This is a genomic window from Streptomyces sp. NPDC008079 (assembly GCF_042957385.1).
In the GTDB taxonomy this organism is placed as follows: Bacteria; Actinomycetota; Actinomycetes; order Streptomycetales; family Streptomycetaceae; genus Actinacidiphila.
Map to the genome: position 1 here is coordinate 147,622 of NZ_JBIBIC010000004.1, position 26,704 is coordinate 174,325.

Here is a 26,704-nt window from a genome sequence, read left to right on the forward strand (position 1 = left end):
CGGCGGGCGGGCGGGGCCGGTCGGGCCCGCTCCACGATCGCCGTGCTGTCCATGGCCACGCCTTTCCGCAGTGCCCGAGCATGGACACCGCGCCCGAGCATGGACACCGCGCCCGGTGGCGCGGTGCCCGCCGATTCCGGCCGTTCAGGCGCCCGGTCGTCGGTGCCCGGGTCCGGTCAGACCTTGAACAGCTCCTTCTTCGCGTAACCGCGCTGCCAGATCAGCTTGTTGACGACGCGCAGCGGCGGCGGGAAGGACCCGAGGAACCGCTTCTGGTCGTCCGGCGTCGCGTCGTCGATGACCCAGGGGATGTAGACGCTGACGCCGCTGATGCCGAGGTTCTTGGCGTTGGCGAGCCCGAAGGTCCGCCATTCGGCGGGCGACAGCACGTCCTGGATCAGCGGCAGCGCGGCCTCCTCCTCGTGCGTGAAGTGGCCGTCCATCACCTGGTAAAGGTCCTCGATCAGCGCGGCCAGGTCGCCCCCGCCGCCCTTGATCGCGGTGTCCACCGCCTCGATGCGCGGGCCCAGCTCGGCGTGCTCCTCTTCCATTTCCTTCATCAGCCGCTGATCGTCGGGACGGTCGGCGATCTTGGCCTCCACCTGCGGCCACAGCGCCCGGTCCTCGACCGAGTGGTGGTTGTGGAGCTGGTGATTGAAGTTGTCCCACCCCGCGCGCACCTGCGGCGCCGTCGCCTGACCGGCGGCCACCGCGGTCGCCAGCCGGCGCAGGTCGCGTCGGAACGCCTTGTGCGTCGCATACATGACGGTGAAATCGATGTCCACGTTCGGGTCTTTCGACTCGGCCACGACGGCCCACCACTTTCTTCGTACGAATGTCGTTATCGGCCCCCCGGGGATCGGGGTGACCGCTCGGAGCCTCGACGGTCCGGAGGCTCCCCTCCGGGCCCGGCGTCCGGGCCACCGCCAGACCGTGTCCGGCCCCGCGGATAAAGAGCTTCGGGCCACGGTCGATGTGACATCGTGGCACCGTGTGATCATTCCAGCACTCATGGAGATCGGTGGGGCGCGCCGGAATATCGCAGGTGAAAGAGACGCGCGTCACATTTCGCGGCGCGAGTGTCACGCTTTCGGGTCCGTCGTACCTCATAGGTGAAACGCATCACGGGAGGCTCACATCGTGTCCGACACTCCGGCTCAGCTCCCCTCGGCTGCTGGTGACCGCGCGACCGAGGTGTTCGTCGGCCATCGGGAACTCCTGTTCTCGGTGGTCTACAACCTGCTCGGCAGTGTCTCCGACACCGAGGACGTCCTCCAGGAGACCTGGCTGGCCTGGGCCCGCCGGGTCCGCCAGCCGGACGCCGAGGAGATCGACAACCCGCGCGCGTACCTGGTGCGGATCGCGGTCAACCAGGCGCTCGCCCGGCAGGCGACGATCAGCCGTCGCCGCGAGACGTACATCGGCCCCTGGCTGCCCGAGCCGCTGCTGACCCGTACGCCCGACGCCCTCGACAGCCCGCAGGGCGCGCAGGCCGTGGACGCCGCGGAGTCCGCGCTGCGCACCGAGTCGGTGTCCATGGCGCTGCTCGTGGTGCTGGAGACGCTGACGCCGCTGGAGCGGGCGGTCTTCGTCCTGCACGAGGTGTTCGGCTACGCGCACACGGAGATCGCCGAGATCCTGGGACGCAGCCCGTCCGCGATCCGGCAGCTCGCGCACCGGGCCCGCGAGCACGTCCAGGCCAGGCGGCCCCGCTACCAGGCCGATCCGCACCTCCAGCAGCAGGTCACCGAGCGGTTCGTGGCCGCCGCGCTCGGCGGCGACATCGCCGAGCTGATGAGCCTGCTCGCGCCGGACGTGACGATGTGGACCGACGGCGGCGGCAAGGTCCGCTCCGCGCTCCGGCCGGTCAACGGCCGGGACAAGGTCGCCCGCTTCCTCAACGGCTACGCCACCAGCCGGCTGCCCGAGTCGCTGGACATCCGCTACCAGCAGGTCAACGGCGACCCGTCGGCCGTCGTCTTCTCCGGCGACTCGCCGTACGCGGTCATGGTCATGGACCTCAACCCGAGCAACGACCAGATCACCGACATCTACCTGGTCACCAACCCCGACAAGCTCTCCCGGGTCCGGCTCGACGAGAGCGGTGAGCCGACGGGCGCGCCGCGGCTCGCGCCGGACGCGGTGCCCGAGCCGGAGCTGGACCCCGAGCAGGAGGACGCGCACCCCCGGGAGGCCGGACGGCGCGCGGACACCCCCTAGGCCCGGGAGCCGCCGGGTGAATCCCCCGGACCGGCCGCCCCCCGTCACCCGACGGCGCGCAGGGCGCCGGTCACCCGGCGGCTCCCGACCCCCGTCGCGAGGACGGTGCGCGACGGTACGGACTACTGCGGCGCGCTGACCGGCGGGCCGCCGTGCGGTCCGCCCTGCGGCCGGGCGGCGGTGATGCCGTGCCGCTCGCCGACCGCCTTGATCGTGTCCCAGTCGGGCCGCTCGGGGCGGGTCAGCACCTCGCTCAGCTCCTCGAAGAACAGCTCGATGCCGCCGGGCGTCATCGTGCAGAGCATGAGTCCCGTGGTCTCGCCCACGTTGAAGAAGGAGTGCCACACGCCGCGCGGGCCGTGCACCATCGTCCCGGCGGGCGCCTTGTGGATCTCCTCGCCGACCTTGACCTCGAATTCACCCTCGAGGACGTAGAAGGACTCGTCGGTGTCATGGTGCACATGCCACACCGAGCCCTCCCCCGCGGGCATCCGGACCTCGTAGAACGAGGAACGGCCGCTGGTGTCCGAGCCGCGCAGCAGGAAGCGGGTCTCCTCGCCTCCGCCGTATGTGATCGGTACGACGTCCTCCAGTCGGACGACCTTGCCGGAATCCACGCCCATCACACCCTCCACCGGTCGAATTCGGGAACTCGCAGAAACGTCAGGAACACGAACAGCGCGGATCACCTCGGATCCACGCGGAAGACCGCGGGGCGTCGCGAAATACCGCCGTGCGACGCACCGCCGTGCCAAGGAGACAGGGAACGGGCGGGGCGGTCAGCCGTCGATGATGGGGTGCACGCCGCGCAGTTCCTCCTCCAGCGCGCCGAGCCAGCCGCGGAAGAAGACCAGCGGCTCCTGGTGCTGCCGGGGCACGCCCAACTCGACCACGCGGCCGAGGAAGATCGTGTGGTCGCCGCCGTCGAACTCCTCGACCAGGTGGCAGGACAGGAACGCCAGCGCCTCGCTGAGCACCGGAACGCCCGTCACCGACGGGTGGTTGGCCACGTCGTGGATCTCCGCGGTGCCCTTGCCCGCGAAGGCGCGGGCCACGCCCTCCTGCTGCCCCTGGAGGAAGTTGACGACGAATTTCCCCGACTCCCGCACGACGGACCGCAGTCGGGACTCGTTGTGCAGGCAGAAAAGCACCAGCGGCGGGTCGAGGGAGACCGAGGTGAACGAGTTCACCGTGGTGCCCTCGGCGTTGCCGTCCTCGCCGCTGGTGATCACCGTCACGCCGGTCACGAACATCCCGCACACCGTCCGCAGTGACCGGCCGTCCACCGGGTGCGCCTGGTGCAGTGACATCAGTCTGCTCAACGGGGCAGGTTCGCCCACCCGTTCATCCGGCGGCGCCACCGTATTTCCGGCGACGGTCCCGGCCGCCACCGCGTTCGACGACATCGCACCTGCCATCGTCCACACCTCCCACACCACAGAGCCCGACAACGCGATTCAGGGGCCGCACCCGGACGTCAGGGGACGGTCGCCATGGTCGTTCGGAGAGAATCAAAGAGAATCAGGGAGAATCCGCGAGATTCGTGAAGATTCGTAGAGATTCCGAGAGAAAGGACCGCGCCGGGGGCTTTCGCCGACACCGCACCGGATCCTGACTACCAGGTTCTTCGGTCCGCCGGTCCGTCACAAGATCCCCGGCTTCAGGTCTCGGTCAGGAACCACAGATGCACCGCCCGACCTTCCGGAAAGGGCCAGGCGCGTGTCAGAGGAGTGTCAGATCCGGCGGTCGGCGGGCGAGAGCCGACCGACCGGCGGCCCGCCGACCGACGTCCGGCCGGAGGCGGTTGGCCGTCAGACCGCGCGGCCGAGCACGGTGAGCATCTGCCGTCCGCCGGGGCCGAGCGGGAAGCAGTTGGTCCTGGCGAGCCCGGCGCGCAACGCGAGGCTCCCGCCGAAGGACGCGAGGTCGGCGTCGGGCGCGGTCACGACCAGCGCCACGCCGAACCGGCCTCCGACGGCGACGACGCGCTCGGCGAGCCGGGTGGCCTCCAGGTCGTCGGCGAAGACGAGTCGGCAGTCCTCGACGGCGAGCACGATGCCCTGCCAGGTGTCGGTGGGGTCGGGGACCGGGCCGTGGTGGCGGGCGCGGTCGGCGATCACCGCCACCGCGTCGCGCAGCAGGTCCACGGTCTGCTCGCGGGTGGCGGCGGTACGGGCGGCGGCCTCGGCGATCGGCGCCGGGGTGTCGTGCCGGCCGCCGGGGTCGGCCAGCCACAGCGTGAACTCCTCGCGGCGCGCGGCCTCGTAGAGCACCATCAGCAGGAAGCTGCTCTTGCCGCTACCGGGCGCGCCGCAGATCAGGCCGCTCTCCATGCCGGAGCCGGGGGTGTTGAGCTGCCAGTAGGCGGGCTCGCCGGTCGCGCCGACGCCGACGCGGTGCCGTCCGGTGGTCTCGTCGTAGGTCGGGCCGGGATAGCGCGGGCCGCGCTGCTGGGGCGCGGTATCGCGGGCGGCCCTGTTCTCGGCCTCGCTGAGCGCGGACTCCAGGACGCGGCGGGCGCGGTCGGCGACCTCGGGGTCCACGGCTCCGGTCGCCACGGCGGTGTCGTGCTCGGCGACGGCGAGCAGGCGGCGCCTGGCCCGGTCGTCGCCCGCGGCTCCCGCGTCGACCACCAGCCGGGCGGCGCGCTCGCACAGATCGGCGGCCCTGGCATAGGCGCGGGCGTCCTCCGGCCGTTCGAGCCGCGTGTCGACCGCGGTGCGGTAGCAGGTCCTCGCGGTCGTCTGGAGGCGGCCGAGGTCGGCCCCGAGGGCGATCAGGACGAGCTGGGCGTGGACGATCTGCACGGCCTCCGCGTGCGAGAGCATCCTGGGCCCCGTCTCCGTCCCGACCGTCTCCCCCGAGCCGCCGTCGGCCTCGCGTAACAGGCAGTCGGTGCCCTGCGTCCACGCGTGGACGACGTCTTCCACGGCCTGCGACCGGTCCTCTGCGAACGACACGGCAATTCCCCTTCGCGTCACTGGTGTTGCGCCTGTGCCCTACGGTACGGGGCGGTAGCGTCACCCAACAGCGCGCCAGGGGGTCAGTAACCGGTCAATGCCGTGCCGCCGTCCACCGTGCCGATGGCGATGTGCGGCTGCGCCGCGGGCCGCAGCCACGCGAGGATCCGGCTCATCGCGTCGGCGGGTACCGAGACGCAACCGGCCGTCGCGCCGCTGCCGTTGACGTGCAGGAAGATGCCGGCGCCGCGGCCCTTGACCGGCTTGGCGTAGTTGAAGTCGATCAGGACGGCGTGCGCGTACTGCCCGGGGTAGTCGGCCAGGCGCTCGGACTCGGTGCCCCGGCAGTCCTTGGGCAGCGGGTCGACCCAGCGGTTGTAGGAGGTCGACTGGGTGTCCTCGCACCACCAGGCGGTCGGGGTGACCGCGCGGTACGGCAGGGCGGTGCCCGCGGGCGCGGCGGCGTTGCCGAAGGCGAGCGGCAGGCCGTAGAGGCCGGTGGGCGTGGTGCTGGTGTTCTGGGTGCGGGTCGCGCCGTCGGCCAGGCCGTGGGCGCCGAAGCGGGCGGGCGCGGTGCCGACGGCCTTCCAGCCGCCGCTCTGTTTCTCCCACCAGGTGAGGGTGCCGCTGGTGGAGCCGAGGGTGGGGGCGCTCGCGGTGATGAGCTGGGTGCCGCCGCCGGTGTCCTTCATGATCTGCGGGAGGTTCGCCACGGGCCGGGGCTGCGCCGTACCCGAGCCGGGAGCGGGACCGGCGCCGGTGCCGCCGACCGCGAGCGTGGTGGCGAGGGCTGCGGCGGTGACCAGGGTGGTCGGGGTCAGTGGGCGCACGGGGTCTCCTCGGTGCGGTGGTGGCGGATGAGCGCCAGCCGGGTGTGTGCGGGGTGTGGATGGGCAGCAGCTAAGCATGACCGTTGTGGTAATCGGCCGTATGGAGAGCATTGTCAGCTCCGCGACCACGGTCCTTCGCGAGGAGGGTTTCGACGCGCGTGGCGTCACCGGCGCGCGCGACGCCGTCTCTCTGATCGGTGCGGGCGGTGTGACGGCGCTGGTGATCGGCGGCGGTGTGGGCCCGCTGGCCGCGCGTCGGCTGCGGAAGGCCGCCGCCGCGCACTCGGTGACGGTGATTCGTGGTGGCCTGCGCGGCCAGGACGTGCGCGGTTACGTACGGCAGCAGATCGTGCCCCAACTGCGGGCCGCCGGTTCCTGACGGCCCGCGGCGTCCCGCGGCGCCCCGCGAACGCCCCGCGACCGTCAGCCGGTCGCCGTGGGAGCTCCGGCCGGGTCAGCCTCAGGGGCGTCCGGCGTCAGGTCGATCACCCAGTCGTGGCACGTGATCGGGTTGCCCTTGGGGTACTCGAAGTCGGCCTCGCCCAGCAACGTGAATCCGGCCTTGCGGCAGACGGCGTTCGACGCCGGGTGGCTGACCTTGGGGAAGGCGTGCAGGTGGCGGTGGGCACCGGCGGCTCTGGCCGCCTCGGTCACCGCGCGGGCGGCGTCCGCCGCCAGGCCCCGGCCCTGGAACTCCGGGAGGATCGCCCAGCCGGTCTCGTAGACCTTCCCGCCCCGCCACGTCTGTTCCCAGAAGCCGATGGAACCGGCGACCTCGCCGTCCGGGACGAGCACCACGCGGTACATCCTGCCGCCGGTCTTCTCGATGTCCTGGTAGCGCTGGTGCCGGGAGAGCAGTTGCTCCTCGGTCTCCGGTCCGCCGAGGTACTCGGTCATCTCGGGTGTGTTCGTCCTGCGGAGCAGCCACAGGTCGTCCGCCGACCAGGGCTCGATGCGAATTCGCGGCTCATGTGCGTCGTTCATGTCCGCACCGTACGACGAGGGTCTGACAGTCGACCCCCGAGGCAGGCCGGCGCGGGCCGGACACAGGCGGGAACGAGCCCGGAGCGGGTCCGGAGCGGGTCCGGACATGGAGGAGCCCCGGCCGGGACGGGGGGACCAGGCCGGGGCAGTAAAGGGTGAAGAACGTGTGCGAACGTCTTCACATTATTAGTTTAACACTCAATGAGCGAAGTCAAAGCCACTCGGCGCGGACGTGGACCGCGCCGGGTCCTCGGGGGCCGAGGCGACCGCGGGGGCGGACACGGGAGCGTGCAGCGGGGCGGCCGGGGCGCGGGAGCCGCCGAGCAGATCGCAGAATTTCCTGGCGTCCGCGGGCAGGTCACGGCGCCAGGCCATGGCCACGACCGGGGCGAGCAGGACGAGGGCCGCGCGCAGCGAGCTGGTGACCGACAGCCGCACCAGCGTGCCGTCGGCGTGCGGGGCGAGCTCGAAGCCGTACACGGGCACCTGGGTGCCCAGCGGGCACCACATGCGCTGGCCGCGGAAGACTATCCGGCGGCCCGGTTCGAAGGCGGCGCAGACCAGCCGGTGCGGTCTGCGCCGTCCGGGGTAGCGGTAGCGGTACTCCGCGTCCACGCCCGGCGGGACGGGCGCCGAGTCGACGAAGGCCACCCCCGAGCTCCACAGGGCGAGATTGCGGGCGTCGGCGAGGAAGTCGAAGACCTCCGTGGTCGGCCTCGACACGAACACGTTCGTGGACACGCTCGGCATCACAAACCTCCCCGGTAGCGGCGTGGGCGGCGAGCCGTCGCGGGTACGCCGACCGCACCCGTGGGGTGCGCGGCTCCGGCGCGGTACCGCCGCCTGTTTCACTCCTCTCGCACAGCGTGCCCCGCAAAGGTGCACATGTCGTGGCAATGCGCCCATTGGAGTGAGAACGCTGCGTGCCGGGGGATGAAACCGCAGGCCGGAGGCCGATAGCCTGGCGCGCGTGGAAGAGCAGAAGCTGCCGGCGCACTTCGAGCGCGGCACGGACGGACCGAAGGTCATCCTCGCCGGACTGGACGGCTCCGACACGTCGTGGCGGGCCGCCGCGTACGCGGCGGGGCTCGCGAGGCGGCAGCACGCGCTGCTCGCCCTGGTCTACGTGCAGCCGTACATGCCGACCGGCGCCGCCCTCGGGGTCCCGGTGTCGGAGGTCGACACCGGGATCGCCGAGCAGCTCATGGCGGAGATCCGCGACTCCGTCGAGCGGTTGCAGGGGACGTTCACGGTGCGGTGGGAGTTCCACACCTTCCGCGGCGACCCCTACAACGGCCTGACCACGGCCGCGGAACAGCTCACCGCGGACGCGGTCGTGGTGGGCGCCTCGGAGCGCGCCGGGCACCGGTTCGTCGGCTCGGTCGCCGTCCGGCTCGTGAAAGCCGGACGGTGGCCGGTCACGGTCGTGCCGTAGCCGCGGTCGCGCCCGCGGTCGATACCGGCGCGGCGGGGGCGTACTTGTAGCCGACTCGGCGCACCGTCACGATGCTGGCGCGGTGCTCCGCGCCGAGCTTGCGGCGCAGCCGGGCGACGTGGACGTCGACCGTGCGGCCGTCGCCGACATGCCCGTATCCCCAGACCGTGGTCACGAGCTGGTCGCGCGAGTGCACCCGGTGCGGGTGCGCGACGAGGTGCGCGAGCAGTTCGAACTCCAGGTAGGTCAGGTCGAGTTGGCGACCGTCGACCGCGGCGGTGCGGCGCTCGTCGTCGATGCTGATCGGCACCTGGGACAGCGGGTCGGAGGTCTCCGCCCGGCCGGTGCGGAACTCGGGGGCCGGGGCGGGGACGGCGGTCGGGACCTGCTCGGCCGGGACGAGCACCAGGTAACCGACCATCGGGGCGCCGCCGGGGATGGTGGGCAGCACATGCCCCGGCGCGGGCAGCCAGGTGGCGCCGGGCGGCAGGAAGTCCGGTGCGGGCGGCACCTCGTCGGGGCGTACGGCGCGCAGTCGCTGCCGGTTGACGGCCGGAGCGCCGCCGGAGGAGGGCGCGCCGCCCGGTCGGGCGGGCAGCGTGGAAAGGGAGTGGACGTTCGGCAGGTTCGACATGATTCGGCTCTTTCGCGCGATGGGGTCGTCAGGACGCCGTATTGCGCGGGGACCGGTGGCTGCGGGCAGCGGCTCGGAGGCCGGTGCGGCGGGGTCAGCTCAGGACGCGGGTCCGCGCGGGGGTCGCGCGGCAACACCAGCGGTCGAAGTGGTGCTCCTGCCGGGACGGCCAGAAGGGTTCGAGGTCGTCGCGACCTGTCCCGGAGTCAGTAGTGCTGGCCATGTGTCCTATTGAACCAGACGACGTGCGCGTGCGGTGACCGCCCGGACACACTGGTGCCGCTTTGCCCGCATTCCGGCCACTGACCTGGGCGCGCGCTCCGGGTCGGCGCGCGGGCCGACCCGGAGCGCGGACGGCTCGGGGCGCGGGTCTACCCTGGGCAGCCGGACCATAAGGAGTACCCCCATGCATACCCACATGGATCTCGGCGCGTTCCACGACGTCACGACGTTCGCGATGTCGAATTCGCCCGGCCCCGGTCCGGTGATGCGCAGCATCATCGTCGTCTCGGTGGTCGGTGTGGTGTTCCTCGCCTGGTTCCTGCTGCGCGGTTACCGCAACGACGGGGACTAGTCACGCGGGGCCGCGCCGGGCGGCGGCGGTCATCTCGCGCGCAGGCCGTACGCGACCTCGTAGGCGTACAGCCAGGTCAGCGGCCCGACGGCGCCGTCCGCCGGGCCGAGCGCGGCGACGTAGTGCCGTTGGAGGGCCTTGACCTTGGTCAGGTCGAGCGCGGTCATGGTGCGGGACGGGCCGACCTTGTACGGCGGGCCCCAGTTGCCGCGTTGCAGCCAGGTCTGGAGCAGCAGGGTGTGGTCGCTGACCGCGCCGAGGACGAAGTACTCACGGCCGGGGAACGCGGGCGCCGGGTGCGTGGTGGCGGTCGGGCGCACTCGGTAGGAGGCGACCGCCGTGCCGCCGCGCGGGTCGGCGGGGTCCGCGGTCGGCGGGCAGATCCCGTCGGGGAAGCGCGGCGCGAAGTAGCCGGTGACGCGCTGGGCGTGACGCAGTTCACGGTGCGACCACACGCCGTTGCCCTGGCCCCGGTCGGTGGCCCCGGCCTTCACGCTGTTGCCGCCCTTGGTGTGGACGTAGCGCTCGTCGAAGCCGGTGACGATCTCGGTGTGCCCGCCGCCGTCCAGATTCACCCAGGCGCCGATGCTCGGGTACGCGGACCAGGTGCCCTTGCGTCGGGCCCATGTGCTGAACGCGGTCACGTTGTCGGTCTTCGGGACGGCCTGGTCGAGACCGACGTCGTGGTACATGTCCCAGTCGAAGATCACGCACCAGGAGACGCGGTTCTCTCCGTACTCCTTGCCGAATTCGGTGTCGTTGTCCCAGCCGTCGGCGCCGCTCCAGTGCTCGTAGACGCGTTCCGGGACCGCCATGACGTGTTCGATGAGTCGTTTCCACTGCGGGTCGGCCATCGGCCCTCCCCGGGGCTTGCGCCGGAAATCGGCGCGTATCGGATGATGTACACCCTGCCCAACGAGGGGGTGGCCGCCGGGACATGCGTCAGGGGCGGACACCCCCGGCGTCCGCCCCTGAGCCCTGTGCCGTCGCGCCGCCTCAGCGCAGCGGCATCCCGGACAGCGTGCGGGCGATGACCAGACGCTGGATCTCGCTGGTGCCCTCGAAGATCGTGTAGATCGCGCTGTCGCGGTGCATGCGCTCCACCGGGTACTCGCGGGTGTAGCCGTTGCCGCCGAGGATCTGGATGGCCTGGGCGGTGACCTTCTTGGCGGTCTCGCTGGCGAAGAGCTTGGACATCGAGCCCTCGGCGGAGGTGAAGGGCTTGCCCGCCGTCGCCATCCAGGAGGCGCGCCAGACCAGGAGGCGGGCGGCGTCGATCTGGGTGCGCATGTCGGCGAGCTGGAAGGCGACGCCCTGGTTGTCGATGATCGGGCGGCCGAACTGCTCGCGGCCGGTGGCGTATTCGAGGGCGTATTCGTACGCGGCGCGCGCCGTGCCGACGGCCATGGCGCCGACCGCCGGGCGGGAGGCCTCGAAGGTGGCCATCGCCGCGTTCTTCACCCGCTCGCCGCCATGGGCCGACTTGGCCCGTTCGCGGGCCCGTGCCAGCCGCTCGTCGAGCTTGTCCTTGCCGCCGAGCAGGCAGTCGCCGGGAATCCGTACGTCCTCCAGGACGACCTCGGCGGTGTGCGAGGCGCGGATGCCGTGCTTCTTGAACTTCTGCCCCTGGGACAGGCCGGGGGTGCCGGGGGGCACGATGAAGGAGGCGTGGCCCTTGGTGCCCAGCTCCGGGTCGACCACGGCGACGACGACGTGGACGTTGGCTATACCGCCGTTGGTGGCCCAGGTCTTGGTGCCGTTGAGCACCCACTCGCCGGTGGCCTCGTCGTAGACGGCGCGGGTGCGCATCGCGGAGACGTCGGAGCCCGCGTCGGGCTCGGAGGAGCAGAAGGCGGCGAGCTTGACGTCATCGGCGTCGCCGTACATCTGCGGGACCCAGGTGCCGATCTGCTCCTCGGTGCCGTTGGCGAGGACGCCGACGGCGGCGAGTCCGGTGCCGACGATGGACAGGGCGATGCCCGCGTCACCCCAGAACAGCTCTTCCATGGTGAGCGGGATGCCCAGGCCCGTGGGGTCGAAGAACTGCTGGGCGTAGAAGTCCAGCGAGTACAGTCCGATCTTGGCGGCCTCCTGGATGATGGGCCACGGGGTCTCCTCGCGCTCGTCCCATTCGGCGGCGGCCGGGCGCATCACGTCGGCGGCGAAGCCGTGGATCCAGTCGCGCACGGACTGCTGGTCGTCATTGAGTTCGAGCGTGAAGTCGCCCATCTTCCCCTCCACGTGCCAGTTACTAGCGGTAACAGCAGTCTGTTACCGACCGGTAGGCCATGTCAACTCATTCCGCCGCGCGCGGGGGGCGGCTGGCGGGGTGTTACGTTGCGCTGACCACCAGCAATCGAACAATTGGGGAGGCGCGGGTGGACACCGGCCAGCGGCAGGACCAGCGGACGGCCACGGAGCGGCGCCGGGCGGAGCTGCTCGAAGCGGCCGACCGCGTCGTCCTGCGGGACGGGCCCGAGGCGTCCATGAACGCCATCGCCGCCGAGGCGGGCATCACCAAGCCGATCCTCTACCGGCACTTCGGCGACAAGAGCGGCCTGTACCGGGCGCTGGCCAAGCGGCACACCGACGCGTTGCTGGCCACCCTGCGGGCCGCGCTGGACTCCCCCGGCGACCGCAGGGACCGCGTCGAGGCCACCTTGCACGCGTATCTGTCCGCCATCGAGGCCCACCCGCAGGTCTACCGCTTCCTGATGCACCCGGCCGAGGCGCCCGCCGACGGCGACAAGGGACTGGACGCCGGACGGCACTCCGTACCGCTGCTGCGCCGCATGGGCGAGGACCTGGCCGAGGTGATCGCCGAACGCCTCGACCTCGGCCCCGACTCGGAGCAGCTCGCCCGCGCCTGGGGACACGGCATCGTCGGCATGATGTACGCGGCGGGCGACTGGTGGCTCGGCGAGCGGCCGTTCTCCCGCGACCTGCTGGTCAGGCACCTGGCCGACCTGCTGTGGGGCCGCCTCGCGGCGGCCGGCGACCGGGCGGGCAGCCCGGGGCTGTGACGCGGTCGGCGGATCAGGAACCGCGGGCGGGCCGCACCCGTCCCCACAGACAGCGCCGGTGGCGCGGATGCCCCCGGTGCGCGTGGAGTTCGGCGCACGGTCCGACCGGGGCGGCGCGGTGCGGTCCGGGGGCCCGGAGTCGATAGGCTGAGCCGGGACCGAACCTTGTCGGCCGCCCAAGTGGCGCTCGGAGGCGTACAACCAGCCGCCACGGGGCAGCGGGGCCGGTCGCAGTCGAGGAGGAAGAGAGACGATGGCAGGCAACTCGGAGCCGCTGTCGCCGCGGGCGAAACTGGCCGTGACGGCGGGCAAGGTGGCGGCGGGCGTGTCGCGTGCGGCAGGCCGTGGCAGCGGCTCGGTGATCGGCGGCAAGGTGGCGCTGAGATTCGACCCCGACCTGCTGGCCAGGCTCGCCCGGCACCTCGACGTGATCCTGGTGTCGGCGACCAACGGCAAGACCACCACCACCCGGCTGCTGGCCGAGGCGCTGCGCGCGGGCGGCCCCGTCGTCTCCAACGCGCTCGGCGCGAACATGCCCGCGGGGATCACCTCCGCGCTGGCGGGCGGCTCCGAGGCGCGCTTCGGCGTGATCGAGGTCGACGAGAAGTACCTGGCGGGCGTCGCCCGCGACGTCGCCCCCAAGGCCATCGCGCTGCTCAACCTCTCCCGCGACCAGCTCGACCGCGCGGCCGAGACCCGCATGCTGGCCGAGAAGTGGCGCGAGGGCCTGGCAGGCGTCGAGGCGATCATCATCGCCAACGCCGACGACCCGCTGATCACCTGGGCCGCCTCCTCCAGCCCGACCGTGGTGTGGGTCGCGGCGGGCCAGGAGTGGAAGGACGACGCCTGGTCGTGCCCGTCCTGCGGCGGCGTCCTGCAACGCCCGTCGGAGGACTGGTTCTGCGCCGAGTGCGGCTTCCGCCGCCCCACCCCGACCTGGGCGCTGTCCGGCGACCACGTGATCGACCCGCACGGCTCCGCCTGGCCGATCCACCTCCAGCTCCCGGGCCGCGCCAACAAGTCGAACGCGGCGGTCTCGGCCGCCGCCGCCGCGGCCTTCGGCATCGACCCCAAGGTCGCGCTGGAGCGGATGTACGCGGTGCAGGCGGTCGCGGGCCGGTACGACGTGGTGAGCTTCCAGCAGCGCGAACTGCGGCTGCTGCTGGCGAAGAACCCGGCCGGCTGGCTGGAGACCTTCTCGCTGATCGACGGCCCGCCCACCCCGGTGATCCTGTCGGTCAACGCGCGCGGCGCCGACGGCACCGACACCTCCTGGCTGTGGGACGTGGACTACACCCGGCTGGCCGGACACCCGATCATGGTGATCGGCGACCGCAAGCTGGACCTCGCGGTCCGCCTGGAGGTCGCCGGGCTCCAGTTCCGGGTCTGCGCCAACCTCGACGAGGCGGTGCGCTCCGCGCCGCCCGGCCGGATCGAGGCCATCGCCAACTACACCGCCTTCCAGGACCTGCGCCGCCGGGTCGGCAACTGACCGCGACCACGTCGCGTCACATCGCGTCACGTTGCTGACGACGGACAAGGAGAAGCACGCATGAGTGAGTCCAGCCTCCGCCTGGTGTGGGTCTACCCCGACCTGCTGAGCACCTACGGCGACCAGGGCAACGCGCTGGTCGTGGAGCGCCGCGCCCAGCAGCGCCGGGTGCCGGTCACCCGGGTCGACGTCCGCTCCGACCAGCCGGTGCCGACGTCCGGTGACATCTATCTGATCGGCGGCGGCGAGGACCGCCCGCAGCGGCTGGCCGCGGAGCGGCTGCGCCGCGACGGCGGCCTGAACCGGGCGGTCGCCAACGGCGCGATCGTCTTCTCGGTCTGCGCGGGCTACCAGATCCTCGGCCACGAGTTCGTCAACGACCTGGGCCGCCCCGAGCCCGGCCTCGGCCTGCTCGACGTGGTGAGCGTGCGCGGCGAGGGCGAGCGGTGCGTCGGCGACGTCCTGGCCGACATCGACCCGCACCTCAATCTGCCGCCGCTGACCGGCTTCGAGAACCACCAGGGCGTCACCCATGTCGGCCCGCAGGCCAGGCCGCTGGCCCGGCTGCGGATGGGCAAGGGCAACGGCACGGGGGACGGCACCGAGGGCGCCTTCAACGACACGGTCTTCGGCACGTACATGCACGGTCCGGTGATGGCCCGCAATCCGCAGATCGCCGACCTGCTGATCAAGCTCGCGTTGGACGTCAACGCGCTGCCGCCGGTCGACGACCAGTGGTTCGAGGCGCTGCGCGCCGAGCGGATCGCGGCGGCCGTACAGCCCGCGTGACACCGTTCCGAGCCGCCTGACCCGTACCGCGCCCGTGTCCTCGCAGGAGGGCGCGGGCGTCGTGCGTCGGCGCGGGTCCGAGGTGGGTCCGTCACGCTGCGCAGGCGTTCCCCGGAGTTTGAGTAATCGTCAGGTGTCCGCAGTTCGGTCGCCGTGGAGGCGTGACAGCCGCTCTCGGTAAGCTGGCTGCGATCCATCCGGACGACGGGGTCCGGCCGTCCGGTCGAGTTGCGGGAGTAACGAGAGCAATGCGTATTGGTGTGCTGACCAGCGGCGGCGACTGCCCCGGGCTGAACGCCGTCATCCGGTCCGTGGTGCACCGCGCCGTGGTGGACCACAGTGACGAGGTCATCGGCTTCCACGACGGGTGGAAGGGCCTGCTCGAGTGCGACTACCGCAAGCTGGACCTCGATGCCGTGAGCGGCATCCTCGCGCGCGGCGGCACGATCCTCGGCTCCTCGCGGGTCCAGCCCGCCCACCTGCGCGGCGGGGTCGAACAGGCCAGGGGCCACGTGGCCGACCTGGGCCTGGACGCGATCATCCCGATCGGCGGTGAGGGCACCCTCAAGGCGGCCCGGCTGCTGTCGGACGCGGGCCTGCCCATCGTCGGTGTGCCCAAGACCATCGACAACGACATCGCGTCCACGGACGTGACCTTCGGCTTCGACACCGCCGTGATGGTGGCCACCGAGGCCCTGGACCGGCTCAAGACCACCGCCGAGTCGCACCAGCGGGTGCTGATCGTGGAGGTCATGGGGCGGCACACCGGGTGGATCGCGCTGCACTCCGGGATGGCGGCGGGCGCGCACGCGATCCTGGTGCCGGAGCGGCCGTTCGACGTGTCGGAGCTGGCGCGGGTCGTCGGCCAGCGCTTCGAGGCGGGCAAGAAGTTCGCGATCGTGGTGGTCTCCGAGGGCGCCAAGCCGCGCGAGGGCACCATGGACTTCACGTCGGGCGCGACCGACATCTACGGCCACGAGCGGTTCAGCGGCGTCGCCAACCAGCTCTCGGTCGAGCTGGAGGAGCGGCTGGGCAAGGAGGCCAGGCCGGTCATCCTCGGGCACGTCCAGCGCGGCGGCACGCCCACCGCGTACGACCGCGTTCTCGCCACCCGCTTCGGCTGGCACGCCGTGGAGGCCGTCCACAAGGGCCGGTTCGGCATGATGACGGCGCTGCGCGGCACCGACATCACGCTGGTCCCGCTCGGGGAGGCCGTCGAGCACCTGAAGACGGTGCCCGCCGAGCGGTACGTCGAGGCCGAGTGCGTGCTGTGAGTGGCGTGTCCTGACGCTTCATGACGTGCTCCGACCACGTGGGTCGGCGCTCCCCGCCCCCGGCCGAATCGGCGTCCGGGGGCGGTTCTACTCTGGAGCGGGCACAAGGGTCGAATCGGAGCACGGGCCGGACCGGCAGCACGCGGCCCGGCGCGACAGGAGAGTGACGGATGGACCACGGCGGACACGGCATGCACATGGACTTGCCGCCGTTCACCCTCGGCCGGGGGCTGTCGTTCAGCGGCGGCGATCCGTTCTTCCTCATCGGCTGCCTGGTGGCGCTGGTCCTCTACGGCTGGGGTGTGCTGCGGCTGCGGCGGCGCGGTGACTCGTGGTCGCCCGGCCGTACCGTGGCGTTCGTCACAGGGGTGCTGACGGTCGCTCTGGTGATGTGCACCAAGCTCAACGACTACGGCATGGTCATGTTCAGCGTGCACATGGTGCAGCACATGGTGCTGAGCATGCTCTCGCCGATCCTGATCCTGCTGGGCGCCCCGGTGACGCTGACGCTGCGGGCGCTGCCCGCCGCCGAGCGCGGCCGCACCGGACCGCGCGAGCTGCTGGTGAAGCTGCTGCACAGCCGGTATCTGCGGATCATCACGCACCCGGCCTTCACGCTCCCGCTGTTCATCGCGAGCCTGTACGGGCTGTACTTCTCGCCGATCTTCGACACGCTGATGCACACCAGGACCGGGCACATCGCGATGATGGTGCACTTCCTGCTGGTGGGCCTGCTGTTCTTCTGGCCGATCATGGGCGTCGACCCGGGGCCGCACCGGCCCGGTTATGTGATGCGGATGCTGGAGCTGTTCGCGGGGATGCCCTTCCACGCGTTCTTCGGCATCGCGGTCATGATGGCCAGCGAGCCGATGCTGACCACCTTCGAGCACCCGCCCGCCTCGCTGGGCATCGACGCGCTCGGCGACCAGACGGCGGCGGGCGGCATCGCCTGGGCGTTCAGCGAGATCCCGTCGGTCGTCGTGCTGGTGGCGCTGCTCTTCCAGTGGTACACCTCCGAGCAGCGGCAGGCACGGCGCGGCGACCGGGCCGCGGACCGCGACGGTGACGCGGAACTCGTCGCGTACAACGCGTATTTGGCATCGTTGGAGGCGCGCGGTCGCGGCTGACGGAGGGGGGCCCGGGATGGGCGAACAGGTACGGATCTCGGGGGCGGCGCTGGAGCTGCCCGGCGGGGTGACGGTCCGCTTCATGCGGACGCTGCGGCTGCCCGAGAAGGGCACGCACCCGCTGCCGCCCGGCCTGGGCTCCTTCCCGCTGCGCCGCGTGGGCGACTTCGCCGGGCGGACTCCGGAGCGGTGGCGCGCGCACGGCGGGGTGCTGCTGCCGGTGTATCAGCGCGAGGCGATGTGGCTCAGCTTCTCCTCGGCCGCGCCCGCCGCCCTCCAGGTCGGTGTCGGGAAGGTGTGCGCGGTGTCGGGCCGGCCGTGGAGCGACCGGCTGTCGCGCGACCCGCAGAATTACGTGGTGCTGCCCCGGCAGCCGTGGCTGGACGGCATCAACTCCGGCCCCGGCACGATCCGGCAGTTCGTGGCCGTGCCCCTGGGGCTCGGGGCGACCGTGGAGGGGCAGGTCTCCGGCGAGGAGGTCTGGGGCGGGGTGCAGCTCCAGGTGTTCGAGCTGCGCGAGGAGCCGCTGGCGCGCTGGCGCGCCGAGCAGAGCCGCAGGACGGTGACGACGAACGGGCCGTGGGGTGTGTCGGCGCAGGCGGGCGGAGGGTACGGCGGGCCCGCGCTCCCGTCGATGGCCCCTGGCGCGGGTCCCGTGCCGCCGCCCGCACCGATGGCGGCCAGGTCGGCGCCCGCGATGGGGCTCGGCGCGGGCGGCCGGATGCGCCAGGAGGTGTACCGCGACGAGCGGCCCGCGCAGGACTGGCGGAAGAAGCCGTCCGGCCGGGTCTTCGTCCATCTGGCGACGGCCCCGCAGTGGCGGGAGATCACCGGCGAACCGGCGCCCGCGTCCCCGGTGGACCGGGCGGCGTACAACGCGGCGGGGCTGCCGTGGTTCGACTACTACGACGCGGACGGCGAGGATCTGGCCGCCACCGAGCCGTTGACCGGGGTCAAGCCGGTCGGTGACTGGCTGGGCGACGACGAGCAGCCGTGGGCGCCGCCGAAGCCGGAGCAGGTCGAGCACCTGGGCGACGATCCGGGCCGGGTGACCGACGGGGAGTGGTGAACGGCCTGGCGCGCGGCGGGCCGAGAGGCGTGGTGGCGCGCGGGGTGCCCGTGGGGTCACCATGAAGGAAGGGCCGCGATACGGCTTCCGCCTCGTCGGCGGGTGCGCGCACGCGCCTGCGGAAGGGAGGCGTGCGATGCCGGGTTCCGTGAAAGCGATGGCGTTGACCACGGTGGCGTTTCTGGTCGCGGTGGTCGCCTACACCGTGGCACTGGGGTCGAACGGCTGGCTGTGGTTCGGCTGGGTGGTGCTGGGCCTGTGCACGGCGGGGGCGGCGGCGATCCGGGAGCCGCACTGAGTGTGCGGGCGCGCCGAACGAGCGGGCCGGCTGAGCGAGCCCCGGGCCGGGCGGGCGGCCGACCGGCCTGATACGGATACGGGCGGGCGGCCGGATCTGGGCAGGCGGCCGGATACGGGCGGGCGGCCGGATCTGGGCGAGTGGCCTACTCCCCCGCCGCCGGGACCGCGTGCCGGGCGAGGCCGGAGACCAGCAGGTCGAGGCCGAATTCGAAGCGTTCGTCGCCGACGTCCCGCATCAGCTCGTCGACCATGCCGGTGATGACGGGGAACTGCCCGCTGGGCAGGCTCTTGTAGTAGTCGCGGACCTGGGCGAGGAAGTCGTCCTTGCCCGCCGTCGTGACGCCGGTGCGGAAGGCGAGGGCGGCCTCCTCGGCTGCGGCGGCGGTGACGTACAGCGCGAGCGCGTCGACCCCGTAGGCGCAGACCTGCACGGGCAGTCGCCCCGCGGCGAGGATGGCGAGCACGCCCTCGGCCGTGCGCATCGCGTTCTCGCCGGTGGGGACGCCGATCTCGATCGAGAGCCGGGCAAGGTCGCCGTGCGCGGCCAGCGCCGCGCGGGCCTGCCGCATCACGTCCTTCACCTGCTCCTGCCACCGCTCGGGGTCGGGGACCGGGCAGTGGATCTCGGCCCTGACCCGGTCGAGGACCAGGGCGATCAGCTCGTCCCGCCCGGCGACGTGCGCGTAGAGGGAGGCCGCTCCCGTGCCCAGTTCCTGGGCGACCCGGCGCATGCTCATCGCGTCGATGCCCTCGGTGTCGACGATCCGCAGGGCCGCCGCGATGATCCCGTCCTGGCTGAGGACGCGGCGCGGCGCGCGCTTGCGGGTCGGCCCCCAGGGCGGGGCGGGGATCTCGGTCACGGCGGTGGAACCTCCAGGGACAGCTGCTGCGAACATCGTACTTGACGCGAACAGTGTTCGTAAGTAGAACAGTGTTCGTTCCCAGCACGCCGTCCCGCCACCGCCCGGAGGAATCACCGTGACCGCATCGACCCTCACCGAGGACCCGGATCGCGCGTCGGAGCCGGACGCGGCCCCGGCCGGCGGTGCGCGGCTGCGCTGGCTCGCCCTCGCCGTGGTCCTGGCCGTGGAGGTGATGGACCTGCTGGACGCCACGATCGTCGGCGTGGCCTCGCCCTCGATCCAGGCGGACTTCGGCGGCAGCTCCACCCGTATCCAGTGGATCGCCGCCGCGTACACCCTCGCCTTCGCCGTCCTGATGATCACCGGGGCGCGGCTCGGTGACATCGTCGGCCGCCGCCGGATGTTCCTGATCGGGGTGGCGGGCTTCGCGGTCTGCTCGCTGCTGTGCGCCTGCTCGGGCTCCGCGGACATGCTGATCGGCATGCGGGCGGCGCAGGGCGCGTTCGCCGCGATGATGGTGCCGCAGGGCCTCGGCCTGATCAGGGAGGTCATTCCGCCGGCCGAAATGGGCGCCGCCTTCGGCGTGTTCGGTCCGGTGATGGGTCTGGCGGCGGTCGCCGGTCCGGTGCTCGGCGGTTTCCTGACCGACGCCGATCTCTTCGGCACCGGCTGGCGGGCGATCTTCCTGATCAATGTGCCGATCGCGCTCGTCGCCTTCGCCGCCGCCCTGCGCGTACTGCCGGAGAGCCGCGCCCCACGGCCGCCCCGGCTCGACGTGCCGGGTGTCGGCATCCTCAGCGTCGCCGTTCTGCTGCTGGTCTATCCGCTGGTGCAGGGCCGCGACCTGGGCTGGCCGCTGTGGAGTCACCTCTGCATGGCGGCGTCCGTACCGGTCCTCGTCCTCTTCGCGCGCTACCAGAAGTCAGTACGGGCCCGCGGCGGCTCGCCGCTGATCGAGCCGGGGCTGTTCCGGCACCGCGGCTACACCGGCTCCCTCGCCGTCGGCCTGGTCTTCTTCGCCGCGCTGACCGGCCTGATGCTGGTGGTCACCCTCTACCTCCAGTACGGGCTCGGCTTCAGCGCCCTGCACGCGGGCGCGACGATGATCCCTTGGGCGTTCGGCTCCGCCGTCGGCGCGACGCTGTCCGGCATGTGGCTCGGCCCGCGCTACGGCCGCCGTGCCGTACAGGGCGGACTGCTGCTCACCGCGCTGTCCGTGGGCGCGGTGGCGCTGACCGTGCGCCTGGCGGACGACTCCGTGACGAGCTGGCAGCTCGTACCGTCCCTGCTGGTCAGCGGCGCGGGACTCGGTGTGGTGATGGCGCCGTTCTTCGACATCGCGCTGGCGGGCGTGTCCGACCAGGAGACCGGCTCCGCCTCCGGGGTGCTCAACGCGGTGCAGCAGCTCGGCGGTTCGATCGGCGTCGCCGTCCTGGGCACGGCCTTCTTCGCCCGGACCGGACACGGCATGGGCGCGGCGGCCGTGGCCACCTTGCTGATGGCGGCGGGCGGCCTCGCCGCTGCCTTCCTGGTGGCCTTCCTGATGCCGCGCGCGGCCCAACACGCCGGGCAGGGCGAGGAGTCGGAGCCGGCCGGACACTGACCGGAGAACCGTGCGTACGCCCCGGGCCGGGCAAAGGCGCGGGTCGCGGGCGTGCTCCGGGCTCGCGCGGCGGGGGCGCGGGCACTACTCTGCCGGGGCACCGAGGATCGGGGCACCGCTCTCCGGGCGCACCGGGACGGGTCAGGGGAGGCAGCCACCGTGTTCTACCGACTGCTCAAGTACGTGGTCCTCGGGCCGCTGTTGCGGCTGATGTTCCGGCCCCGGATCGAGGGGATGGAGAACATCCCCGAGAGCGGCCGGGCGATCATCGCGGGCAATCACCTGTCGTTCACCGACCATTTCGTGATGCCCGCGATCCTGCCGCGCCGCATCACCTTCCTGGCCAAGGCCGAGTACTTCACCGGTCCCGGTCTGAAGGGGCGGCTGACGGCGGCGTTCTTCCGCAGCGTCGGACAGATCCCGGTCGACCGGTCGGGCGGCAAGGCGTCGCAGGCGGCCGTCACCGCGGCGATCGAGGTCCTGGAGCGCGACGAGCTGCTGGGCATCTACCCGGAGGGCACCCGCTCGCACGACGGGCGGCTGTACCGCGGCAGGACCGGCGTCGCGCTGATGGCGCTGCGCGCCCAGGCCCCCGTGATCCCCTGCGCGGTGCTCGGCACCTTCGAACTCCAGCCGCCGGGACGGAAGTTCCCGCGGATCGGCCGGGTCACCATCCGCTTCGGCGAGCCGCTGGACTTCAGCCGCTTCTTCGGCATGGAGGAAGAGCGGTACGTGGTGCGGTCGGTGACCGACGAGATCATGTACGCGATCATGGCGATGTCCGGGCAGGAGTACGTGGACCGGTACGCGGGCGAGGTGAAGGCCGAGCAGGCGGCGCTCGCGCAGGGCGGCACCGGGGGGCGGCTGCGCCGCAAGTCGTCCTGATCCGGGGCCTGTTCCCGCCCCGCCGGGATTGCGCCGCGCCCCGCCGGGACCCCGCCACGCGCTGCCGGGGCTCCGCCTCGCGCTGCCGGGGTTGCGCCGAGGGCGAATCCGCGCAGGGCGAACCCCTCTGGTCCGCGCGGTGCCCGCCCGCATAGCGTCCTCACCATGACGGGAACCGCGTTCGTGATCGGCGCTTCTGGACAGATCGGGCGGCAGGCCGTACGCGCCCTGGCCGCGGACGGCTGGCAGGTGACGGCCGCCTCGCGCGGCGGCGGCTCGGACGAGGGGTGGCCGCCGGGCGTGCGTACGGTCCGGGTCGACCGCTCGGACAGCGCCGCGCTGGCCGCGGCGCTCGGCGACGGCTGCGACGTCCTGCTGGACTGTGTGGCCTACGACGGCGCCGACGCACGGCAGTTGCTGTCGCTGTCCGACCGGATCGGTTCCGCGGTGGTGATCTCCAGCGCGGCGGTGTACGAGGACGAGGCGGGCCGTAATTTCGACACGCAGGCCGAGCCGGACGGCTCCCCGCGCTTCCCGGTGCCGCTCCCGGAGACCTGCGCGACGGTCGCGCCGGGCCCCTCGACGTACGGCACCCGCAAGGTCGAGTTGGAGCGGACGCTGCTGGAGGCGGGCGACCGGCTGCCGACGACGCTGCTGCGCGCCGGGGCGATCCACGGCCCGCACAGTCCGCTGCCGCGTGAGATGTACTTCGTCAAACGCGCGCTGGACGGCCGTCCGGTGCGGGTGCTGGCGTACGGGGGCAGGAGCCGGTTCCATCCGGTGCACGCGTCGAACATCGCCGAGCTGGTCCGGCTGGCGGCGGCGAAGCCGGGCTCCCGCGCGCTCAACGCGGGTGATCCGCGGGTGCCGACCGTCGCGGAGATCTCCGCAGCGGTGGACCGGGCGCTCGGTGTGACCAGCGAGACCGTGCTGGTGGACGGGCCGCCGCCGGAGCCGACCGTGGGCGACACTCCGTGGGGCATGCCGTACCCGATGGTGCTGGACATGTCGGCGGCCGAGCGCGAACTGGGCTACCGCGCGGTCACCTCGTACGAGGAGTCGCTGCCGGGGACGGTGGCCTGGCTGGCGGCGGAGCTGGACAAGGCGGACTGGCGCGAGGTGTTCCCGCTGCCCGCGCGGCTGTCGGAGCACGGCGACTGGTTCGACTACGCGGCCGAGGACCGCTGGCTGGCCGGGCGCGGGGCGTGACGCCCGGTCGGCGCCGCGGCGTCAGCGGCCGTCCCGCCAGGGCCACTTGAAGCGGCGCATCACCCGGACGTGGCCGAAGACGGAGCGTCCGGTGATCCGTACGACCGGTCCGTCCACGCCGCTCTTGTCGCTGCGGCGGCCGTGCTGGGAGCGCTTGCCGAACAGCGCCGTGCCGACGTCGTAGACCTGCGCGTGGTCGGGGACGATGACCTCGACCTTGCCGAAGAAGGAGTCGGCCTGGATGACCACCTCGCGGCGGGTGAACACCGCCTGCCGCAGGTCGATCACGACGGCGCCGAAGCTGGCCCGTACGACGGTGTGCGGCGGCACCGGCCACTGGCCCGAGCGGCGGACCTTGCTGAACAGCGCCCGCACCGCCTCGTTGTCGGCGGGCGAGGCGAGCGGGGCGCCGGGCGCGGGGGCGGGCAGGTCGGCGGTGAGCGGCGCCAAGTCGCCGCGGGTCCTGGCGGCGTAGGCCGCCTCCATCCGCTCGGCATGCTCCTCGGCGGTCAGCCGGCCCGCGGCGAAGGCCTCCGCCAGCAGCGCCGCCGTACGGTCGCGCTCGTCGTCGGACGCCCGCATCCTCGGCTCGCCGGAACGCGCCTTCGGGGACAGCTCGGACACGGCACTACCTCCCAGGGAAACGGAACGCGACTCACGATATATCGCGTCCACCGCCGCCCGCAAGAAGCCGGCCGGAAGGCCGGACGAAGCCGTACGACGTCCGGGATCAGCCGTACGGATCGGCCCGACGGCCGCCGCGACCGCCCGAATTCACTCGCGCCGGAGCCCGTACACGCCCTACCGTCCTGGGCATGAGTGCTCGTCTGCGGAACATCGCCACGGAGAATCAGCGGATCGCGGCGGAGGGCGGGTACGACTCCCCGGCCGGACGGTACGTCCCGCTCGGCGAGGCCGTCGCGGCGGCGGCCGACGGGACCCGGATGTACGGTCCCGCGCCGGTCGCGGTCCCCGGCGAGGGAGCGTGGGGCGACGGGCCCGTGCGCTGCGAGGTGACGCCGGAGAGCAGCATGGAGGCGGCGGCCAGGCTGGTCGCGGCAGACGCCGCGGGCGGCGCGGTGGCCGTGCTCAACTTCGCCTCCGCACGCAATCCCGGCGGCGGTTACGTCAAGGGAGCGCAGGCGCAGGAGGAGGCGCTGTGCCGTTCCTCCGCGCTCTACACCTGTCTGCTGCGCGCGCCCGAGTTCTACGCCCACCACCGGGCGGACACCGATGTCTTCTACAGCGACCGCGTCATCCACTCCCCCGCCGTGCCGGTCTTCCGCGACGACAGCGGCACGCTGCTCGACGTGCCGTACACCGTCGGCTTCCTCACCTCGCCCGCGCCGAACGCCGGGGTCATCGCGCGCACGACGCCCGAGCGCGTGCCCCTCGTCGGAGCGGCCCTCGACGCGCGCGCCGAGCGGGTCCTGGAGGTGGCCGCCGTACACGGCTACCGGCGACTGGTGCTGGGCGCCTGGGGCTGCGGGGTCTTCATGAACGACCCGGCGCGGGTGGCCGCCGCCTTCGCCCGGCTGCTGACCGGCGACGGCCGCTTCGTGGGCGCCTTCGACCAGGCCGTCTTCGCGGTCCTGGACCGGCGCGCTGACTCCCCCACCCGTGCGGCCTTCGCCGCCGCCTTCACCGACACCGCCGCGAAGCGGCCGTAGCCGTACCGCGGTCGTCGTCGCCCCGTGGCGGCGCGGCCGTCACGCGGATGCGCGCCGGGCGGCCCACCGCACCGTGAAGGTGGGTGGACCGCCCGTACGCGGTCTCGCCGGTTCCTCGCCCTAGGACGCGGCGGGTACGGGTGCGGCGTGGGGTCCGCACACCACGTCGTGGGCGTCGACCGTGCCCGTCAACAGATAGCTCTCGACACGGGAGTTGATGCACGGGTTCACCAGGTTGGTGACGCCGTGCGAGCCCGCGTCCTTCTCGGTGATCAAGCGGGAGCCCGCCAGGCGGCGGTGGAGTTCGAGGGCCCCGGTGTAGGGGGTCGCCGCGTCCCTGGTGCTCTGCACGATCAGCACGGCGGGCAGCCCGTGGTGCGAGCGGACGTCCACCGGGCGCTGCTGCTTGACGCCCCAGGTGGCGCACGGCAGGTTCAGCCAGGCGTTCTCCCACGTCAGGAAGGGGTACTTGGCGTGCAGCGCGGTGTTGTCCCGGTCCCATGTGCGCCAATTCGTGGGCCACTTGGCGTCGGTGCACTCCACCGCGGTGTACACGGCGTTGCTGTTCTCGGCCGAGATGTTGCCCGCGGTGTCGGACAGGTCGGGCGCCGCCGCGTCGAGCAGCGCCTGGGTGTCACCCGCCTCGTAGCGGCTCCAGACGCCCGCGACCGTGGCCCACGTCGAGTCGTAGTAGGGCGCGTTCTGGAAGAAGCCGAGGAGTTCGTTCGGCCCGACGACGCCGCCGATCGGGTGGCTCTTGGCGGCGGCGCGCAGCGCGAGCCACTTCTGTTCGACCTTCGCGGGCGTGTCGCCGAGGTGGTAGACGGAGTCGTACGTCGCGACCCACGCCTCCCAGTCGTCCCAGCGGCCCTGGAAGGCCACGTCCTGGTCCAGGTTGTTCCGGTACCAGATCTGGTCCTGCGCCGGGTTGACGACGCTGTCCACGATCAACCGGCGCACGTGCGTCGGGAAGAGCGTCGCGTAGACCGCGCCGAGGTACGTGCCGTAGGAGACGCCCAGGTAGTTGAGCTTCTTCTCGTGCAGCGCGGCGCGGATGACGTCCAGGTCGCGGGCGGTGTTCTGCGTGGTCATCTGGGAGAGCGTCCGCGCGCCGGTGCGCTCCAGGCAGCCGTCGGCGTACTCGGCGGCGAGCTTGCGCTGTGCGAGCTTGTCGGCCTCGCTGTCCGGCACCGGGTCGGCCTTGGGGGCTTTCACGTACTCCTGCGGGTCCTCGCAGGAGATCGGGGCGGAGTGGCCGACGCCGCGCGGGTCGAAGCCCACGAAGTCGTACGCCTTCGCCGTCTTGACCCACAGCGCGGAGGAGGTGGTGACCCGGACCGGGAAGCGCAGTCCCGAGCCGCCGGGACCGCCCGGGTTGTAGATCAGCGCGCCTTGCCGTTCGGCCGGGGTACCGGTGTTGCCCGCCCGGTCCACGGCCAGCTTGACGGTCGCGCCGAACGGCTTGCCGTAGTCGACGGGCACGGTCACATAGCCGCAGGTGATCGGCGATGGAATGTTCCAACTCGCCGGGCAGGCAGCCCAGTCGATGCCCTTGCGGGCGGCGTTCGCGGCGGCGATCACCACGCCGACGGACTCGGGTACGGTGACGGACCGCGCCGATCTCGACGGCTGGTCGTGCGACTGTGCGGTGGCCGCCGGGGCGGCTGCGATGGCGCCCGCGATCAGGGCGCCGGTGGAGACGAGCACGATCGTGCGTCTCAAGGCGGAAACTCCCCTCCTGGTCCGTGGCTTGTGGCCACGGT

General features: G+C 72.4%; 29 protein-coding genes. 15 read left to right on the forward strand and 14 right to left on the reverse strand.

The annotated features are described in order from the left end of the window. Nucleotides 1-176: 176 nt before the first annotated feature. A complete protein-coding gene (locus ACFZAM_RS12080) occupies nucleotides 177-809 on the reverse strand; it encodes a hemerythrin domain-containing protein (RefSeq protein WP_355341092.1) in 633 nt (210 codons plus the stop codon). Between the two features lie 331 nt (nucleotides 810-1,140). Here ACFZAM_RS12080 and sigJ point away from each other — a divergent pair, with 331 nt between their 5' ends. After that, entirely contained in the window at nucleotides 1,141-2,220 is a 1,080-nt protein-coding gene (gene sigJ / locus ACFZAM_RS12085; RefSeq protein WP_355341095.1) for an RNA polymerase sigma factor SigJ, read from the forward strand. Nucleotides 2,221-2,342: 122 nt separating this feature from the next. On the opposite strand, the gene ACFZAM_RS12090 is transcribed toward sigJ, so the two are convergent. From ACFZAM_RS12090 to ACFZAM_RS12105, 4 genes are all read right to left on the reverse strand, one after another. Continuing rightward, entirely contained in the window at nucleotides 2,343-2,843 is a 501-nt protein-coding gene (locus ACFZAM_RS12090) for a cupin domain-containing protein (protein WP_355341098.1), read from the reverse strand. 156 nt (nucleotides 2,844-2,999) lie between these two features. Continuing rightward, the gene (locus tag ACFZAM_RS12095; protein ID WP_391045101.1) at nucleotides 3,000-3,542 is read right to left on the reverse strand and encodes a flavin reductase; all 543 of its coding nucleotides are present in this window, start codon (nucleotides 3,540-3,542) and stop codon (nucleotides 3,000-3,002) included. A 489-nt stretch (nucleotides 3,543-4,031) separates the two neighbouring features. Next, entirely contained in the window at nucleotides 4,032-5,180 is a 1,149-nt protein-coding gene (locus tag ACFZAM_RS12100; RefSeq protein WP_391045103.1) for a hypothetical protein, read from the reverse strand. 83 nt (nucleotides 5,181-5,263) lie between these two features. Further along, nucleotides 5,264-5,986, reverse strand: coding sequence for a L,D-transpeptidase family protein (locus ACFZAM_RS12105; RefSeq protein ID WP_355341357.1), 723 nt, complete (start codon nucleotides 5,984-5,986; stop codon nucleotides 5,264-5,266). A gap of 100 nt (nucleotides 5,987-6,086) precedes the next feature. On the opposite strand from ACFZAM_RS12105, the gene ACFZAM_RS12110 reads away from it, so the two are divergent. After that, nucleotides 6,087-6,389 carry a hypothetical protein gene (locus tag ACFZAM_RS12110; protein ID WP_355341107.1) on the forward strand — a complete coding sequence of 101 codons (303 nt, stop codon included), beginning with the start codon at nucleotides 6,087-6,089 and terminating at the stop codon, nucleotides 6,387-6,389. Nucleotides 6,390-6,433: 44 nt separating this feature from the next. Here ACFZAM_RS12110 and ACFZAM_RS12115 read toward each other — a convergent pair whose 3' ends face one another. Both ACFZAM_RS12115 and ACFZAM_RS12120 read right to left on the reverse strand, forming a co-directional pair. Next, nucleotides 6,434-6,994 (reverse strand): GNAT family N-acetyltransferase, encoded by a 561-nt coding sequence (locus tag ACFZAM_RS12115; protein ID WP_391045105.1) that lies wholly within the window; start codon nucleotides 6,992-6,994, stop codon nucleotides 6,434-6,436. Nucleotides 6,995-7,192: 198 nt separating this feature from the next. Next, nucleotides 7,193-7,735 carry an SRPBCC family protein gene (locus ACFZAM_RS12120; protein ID WP_355341113.1) on the reverse strand — a complete coding sequence of 181 codons (543 nt, stop codon included), beginning with the start codon at nucleotides 7,733-7,735 and terminating at the stop codon, nucleotides 7,193-7,195. 229 nt (nucleotides 7,736-7,964) lie between these two features. On the opposite strand from ACFZAM_RS12120, the gene ACFZAM_RS12125 reads away from it, so the two are divergent. Beyond that, nucleotides 7,965-8,429 (forward strand): universal stress protein, encoded by a 465-nt coding sequence (locus ACFZAM_RS12125; protein ID WP_355341116.1) that lies wholly within the window; start codon nucleotides 7,965-7,967, stop codon nucleotides 8,427-8,429. On the opposite strand, the gene ACFZAM_RS12130 is transcribed toward ACFZAM_RS12125, so the two are convergent. Both ACFZAM_RS12130 and ACFZAM_RS12135 read right to left on the reverse strand, forming a co-directional pair. Then, entirely contained in the window at nucleotides 8,413-9,063 is a 651-nt protein-coding gene (locus ACFZAM_RS12130; RefSeq protein ID WP_355341119.1) for a winged helix-turn-helix domain-containing protein, read from the reverse strand. The two genes, ACFZAM_RS12125 and ACFZAM_RS12130, sit on opposite strands and share 17 nt — an antisense overlap. 94 nt (nucleotides 9,064-9,157) lie before the next feature. Next, entirely contained in the window at nucleotides 9,158-9,286 is a 129-nt protein-coding gene (locus ACFZAM_RS12135; RefSeq protein WP_262928374.1) for a hypothetical protein, read from the reverse strand. Between the two features lie 183 nt (nucleotides 9,287-9,469). On the opposite strand from ACFZAM_RS12135, the gene ACFZAM_RS12140 reads away from it, so the two are divergent. Continuing rightward, nucleotides 9,470-9,637 carry a hypothetical protein gene (locus tag ACFZAM_RS12140; protein WP_355341375.1) on the forward strand — a complete coding sequence of 56 codons (168 nt, stop codon included), beginning with the start codon at nucleotides 9,470-9,472 and terminating at the stop codon, nucleotides 9,635-9,637. Between the two features lie 29 nt (nucleotides 9,638-9,666). Here the strand turns inward: ACFZAM_RS12140 and ACFZAM_RS12145 are convergent, their stop codons facing one another. Together ACFZAM_RS12145 and ACFZAM_RS12150 are read right to left on the reverse strand one after the other, a co-directional pair. Continuing rightward, complete coding sequence (locus ACFZAM_RS12145; protein WP_391045109.1) at nucleotides 9,667-10,491, reverse strand: hypothetical protein; 825 nt, start codon at nucleotides 10,489-10,491, stop codon at nucleotides 9,667-9,669. A gap of 142 nt (nucleotides 10,492-10,633) precedes the next feature. Further along, nucleotides 10,634-11,866, reverse strand: a complete 1,233-nt coding sequence (locus ACFZAM_RS12150) for an acyl-CoA dehydrogenase family protein (protein ID WP_355341126.1) — start codon at nucleotides 11,864-11,866, stop codon at nucleotides 10,634-10,636. 149 nt (nucleotides 11,867-12,015) lie between these two features. On the opposite strand from ACFZAM_RS12150, the gene ACFZAM_RS12155 reads away from it, so the two are divergent. The 7 genes from ACFZAM_RS12155 to ACFZAM_RS12185 all read left to right on the forward strand — a co-directional run bounded on the left by ACFZAM_RS12155 (nucleotide 12,016) and on the right by ACFZAM_RS12185 (nucleotide 18,709). After that, nucleotides 12,016-12,660 carry a TetR family transcriptional regulator gene (locus ACFZAM_RS12155; RefSeq protein ID WP_188282467.1) on the forward strand — a complete coding sequence of 215 codons (645 nt, stop codon included), beginning with the start codon at nucleotides 12,016-12,018 and terminating at the stop codon, nucleotides 12,658-12,660. Nucleotides 12,661-12,913: 253 nt separating this feature from the next. Further along, on the forward strand, nucleotides 12,914-14,152 hold the full coding sequence (locus tag ACFZAM_RS12160; protein ID WP_355341129.1) for a MurT ligase domain-containing protein: 1,239 nt from the start codon (nucleotides 12,914-12,916) through the stop codon (nucleotides 14,150-14,152). Between the two features lie 60 nt (nucleotides 14,153-14,212). After that, the gene (locus ACFZAM_RS12165) at nucleotides 14,213-14,941 is read left to right on the forward strand and encodes a type 1 glutamine amidotransferase (protein WP_188282469.1); all 729 of its coding nucleotides are present in this window, start codon (nucleotides 14,213-14,215) and stop codon (nucleotides 14,939-14,941) included. A 248-nt stretch (nucleotides 14,942-15,189) separates the two neighbouring features. After that, nucleotides 15,190-16,215, forward strand: coding sequence for a 6-phosphofructokinase (locus tag ACFZAM_RS12170; protein WP_188282470.1), 1,026 nt, complete (start codon nucleotides 15,190-15,192; stop codon nucleotides 16,213-16,215). Between the two features lie 170 nt (nucleotides 16,216-16,385). Continuing rightward, complete coding sequence (locus ACFZAM_RS12175) at nucleotides 16,386-17,342, forward strand: cytochrome c oxidase assembly protein (RefSeq protein ID WP_391045115.1); 957 nt, start codon at nucleotides 16,386-16,388, stop codon at nucleotides 17,340-17,342. 16 nt (nucleotides 17,343-17,358) lie between these two features. Then, complete coding sequence (locus ACFZAM_RS12180; RefSeq protein ID WP_391045117.1) at nucleotides 17,359-18,411, forward strand: hypothetical protein; 1,053 nt, start codon at nucleotides 17,359-17,361, stop codon at nucleotides 18,409-18,411. A gap of 136 nt (nucleotides 18,412-18,547) precedes the next feature. Then, nucleotides 18,548-18,709, forward strand: a complete 162-nt coding sequence (locus ACFZAM_RS12185) for a hypothetical protein (protein WP_355341139.1) — start codon at nucleotides 18,548-18,550, stop codon at nucleotides 18,707-18,709. 145 nt (nucleotides 18,710-18,854) lie between these two features. Here the strand turns inward: ACFZAM_RS12185 and ACFZAM_RS12190 are convergent, their stop codons facing one another. After that, nucleotides 18,855-19,571 carry a TetR/AcrR family transcriptional regulator C-terminal domain-containing protein gene (locus ACFZAM_RS12190; protein ID WP_391045120.1) on the reverse strand — a complete coding sequence of 239 codons (717 nt, stop codon included), beginning with the start codon at nucleotides 19,569-19,571 and terminating at the stop codon, nucleotides 18,855-18,857. Nucleotides 19,572-19,689: 118 nt separating this feature from the next. On the opposite strand from ACFZAM_RS12190, the gene ACFZAM_RS12195 reads away from it, so the two are divergent. The 3 genes from ACFZAM_RS12195 (at nucleotide 19,690) to ACFZAM_RS12205 (ending at nucleotide 23,271) form a co-directional block, all read left to right on the forward strand. Then, nucleotides 19,690-21,177, forward strand: coding sequence for a DHA2 family efflux MFS transporter permease subunit (locus tag ACFZAM_RS12195; RefSeq protein ID WP_391045122.1), 1,488 nt, complete (start codon nucleotides 19,690-19,692; stop codon nucleotides 21,175-21,177). A 159-nt stretch (nucleotides 21,178-21,336) separates the two neighbouring features. Then, the gene (locus tag ACFZAM_RS12200; RefSeq protein WP_355341148.1) at nucleotides 21,337-22,062 is read left to right on the forward strand and encodes a lysophospholipid acyltransferase family protein; all 726 of its coding nucleotides are present in this window, start codon (nucleotides 21,337-21,339) and stop codon (nucleotides 22,060-22,062) included. A 165-nt stretch (nucleotides 22,063-22,227) separates the two neighbouring features. Beyond that, nucleotides 22,228-23,271 carry an NAD-dependent epimerase/dehydratase family protein gene (locus ACFZAM_RS12205; protein ID WP_391045126.1) on the forward strand — a complete coding sequence of 348 codons (1,044 nt, stop codon included), beginning with the start codon at nucleotides 22,228-22,230 and terminating at the stop codon, nucleotides 23,269-23,271. Nucleotides 23,272-23,292: 21 nt separating this feature from the next. On the opposite strand, the gene ACFZAM_RS12210 is transcribed toward ACFZAM_RS12205, so the two are convergent. Next, nucleotides 23,293-23,895 (reverse strand): DUF1707 domain-containing protein, encoded by a 603-nt coding sequence (locus ACFZAM_RS12210; RefSeq protein WP_355341153.1) that lies wholly within the window; start codon nucleotides 23,893-23,895, stop codon nucleotides 23,293-23,295. 191 nt (nucleotides 23,896-24,086) lie between these two features. On the opposite strand from ACFZAM_RS12210, the gene ACFZAM_RS12215 reads away from it, so the two are divergent. Then, nucleotides 24,087-24,941, forward strand: coding sequence for a TIGR02452 family protein (locus ACFZAM_RS12215; RefSeq protein ID WP_391045129.1), 855 nt, complete (start codon nucleotides 24,087-24,089; stop codon nucleotides 24,939-24,941). A gap of 120 nt (nucleotides 24,942-25,061) precedes the next feature. Here the strand turns inward: ACFZAM_RS12215 and ACFZAM_RS12220 are convergent, their stop codons facing one another. Then, nucleotides 25,062-26,663, reverse strand: coding sequence for an alpha/beta hydrolase (locus tag ACFZAM_RS12220; RefSeq protein WP_355341159.1), 1,602 nt, complete (start codon nucleotides 26,661-26,663; stop codon nucleotides 25,062-25,064). Between the last annotated feature and the right edge of the window lie 41 nt (nucleotides 26,664-26,704).

Coding starts and splice junctions, on each gene's coding strand:
- ACFZAM_RS12090 (WP_355341098.1), bottom strand. CDS start 2,843: ATGGGCGTGGATTCCGGCAAGGTCGTCCGACTGGAGGACGTCGTACCG.
- ACFZAM_RS12110 (WP_355341107.1), top strand. CDS start 6,087: ATGACCGTTGTGGTAATCGGCCGTATGGAGAGCATTGTCAGCTCCGCG.
- ACFZAM_RS12115 (WP_391045105.1), bottom strand. CDS start 6,994: ATGAACGACGCACATGAGCCGCGAATTCGCATCGAGCCCTGGTCGGCG.
- ACFZAM_RS12130 (WP_355341119.1), bottom strand. CDS start 9,063: ATGTCGAACCTGCCGAACGTCCACTCCCTTTCCACGCTGCCCGCCCGA.
- ACFZAM_RS12135 (WP_262928374.1), bottom strand. CDS start 9,286: ATGGCCAGCACTACTGACTCCGGGACAGGTCGCGACGACCTCGAACCC.
- ACFZAM_RS12140 (WP_355341375.1), top strand. CDS start 9,470: ATGCATACCCACATGGATCTCGGCGCGTTCCACGACGTCACGACGTTC.
- ACFZAM_RS12145 (WP_391045109.1), bottom strand. CDS start 10,491: ATGGCCGACCCGCAGTGGAAACGACTCATCGAACACGTCATGGCGGTC.
- ACFZAM_RS12150 (WP_355341126.1), bottom strand. CDS start 11,866: ATGGGCGACTTCACGCTCGAACTCAATGACGACCAGCAGTCCGTGCGC.
- ACFZAM_RS12160 (WP_355341129.1), top strand. CDS start 12,914: ATGGCAGGCAACTCGGAGCCGCTGTCGCCGCGGGCGAAACTGGCCGTG.
- ACFZAM_RS12165 (WP_188282469.1), top strand. CDS start 14,213: ATGAGTGAGTCCAGCCTCCGCCTGGTGTGGGTCTACCCCGACCTGCTG.
- ACFZAM_RS12170 (WP_188282470.1), top strand. CDS start 15,190: ATGCGTATTGGTGTGCTGACCAGCGGCGGCGACTGCCCCGGGCTGAAC.
- ACFZAM_RS12175 (WP_391045115.1), top strand. CDS start 16,386: ATGGACCACGGCGGACACGGCATGCACATGGACTTGCCGCCGTTCACC.
- ACFZAM_RS12180 (WP_391045117.1), top strand. CDS start 17,359: ATGGGCGAACAGGTACGGATCTCGGGGGCGGCGCTGGAGCTGCCCGGC.
- ACFZAM_RS12185 (WP_355341139.1), top strand. CDS start 18,548: ATGCCGGGTTCCGTGAAAGCGATGGCGTTGACCACGGTGGCGTTTCTG.
- ACFZAM_RS12205 (WP_391045126.1), top strand. CDS start 22,228: ATGACGGGAACCGCGTTCGTGATCGGCGCTTCTGGACAGATCGGGCGG.
- ACFZAM_RS12215 (WP_391045129.1), top strand. CDS start 24,087: ATGAGTGCTCGTCTGCGGAACATCGCCACGGAGAATCAGCGGATCGCG.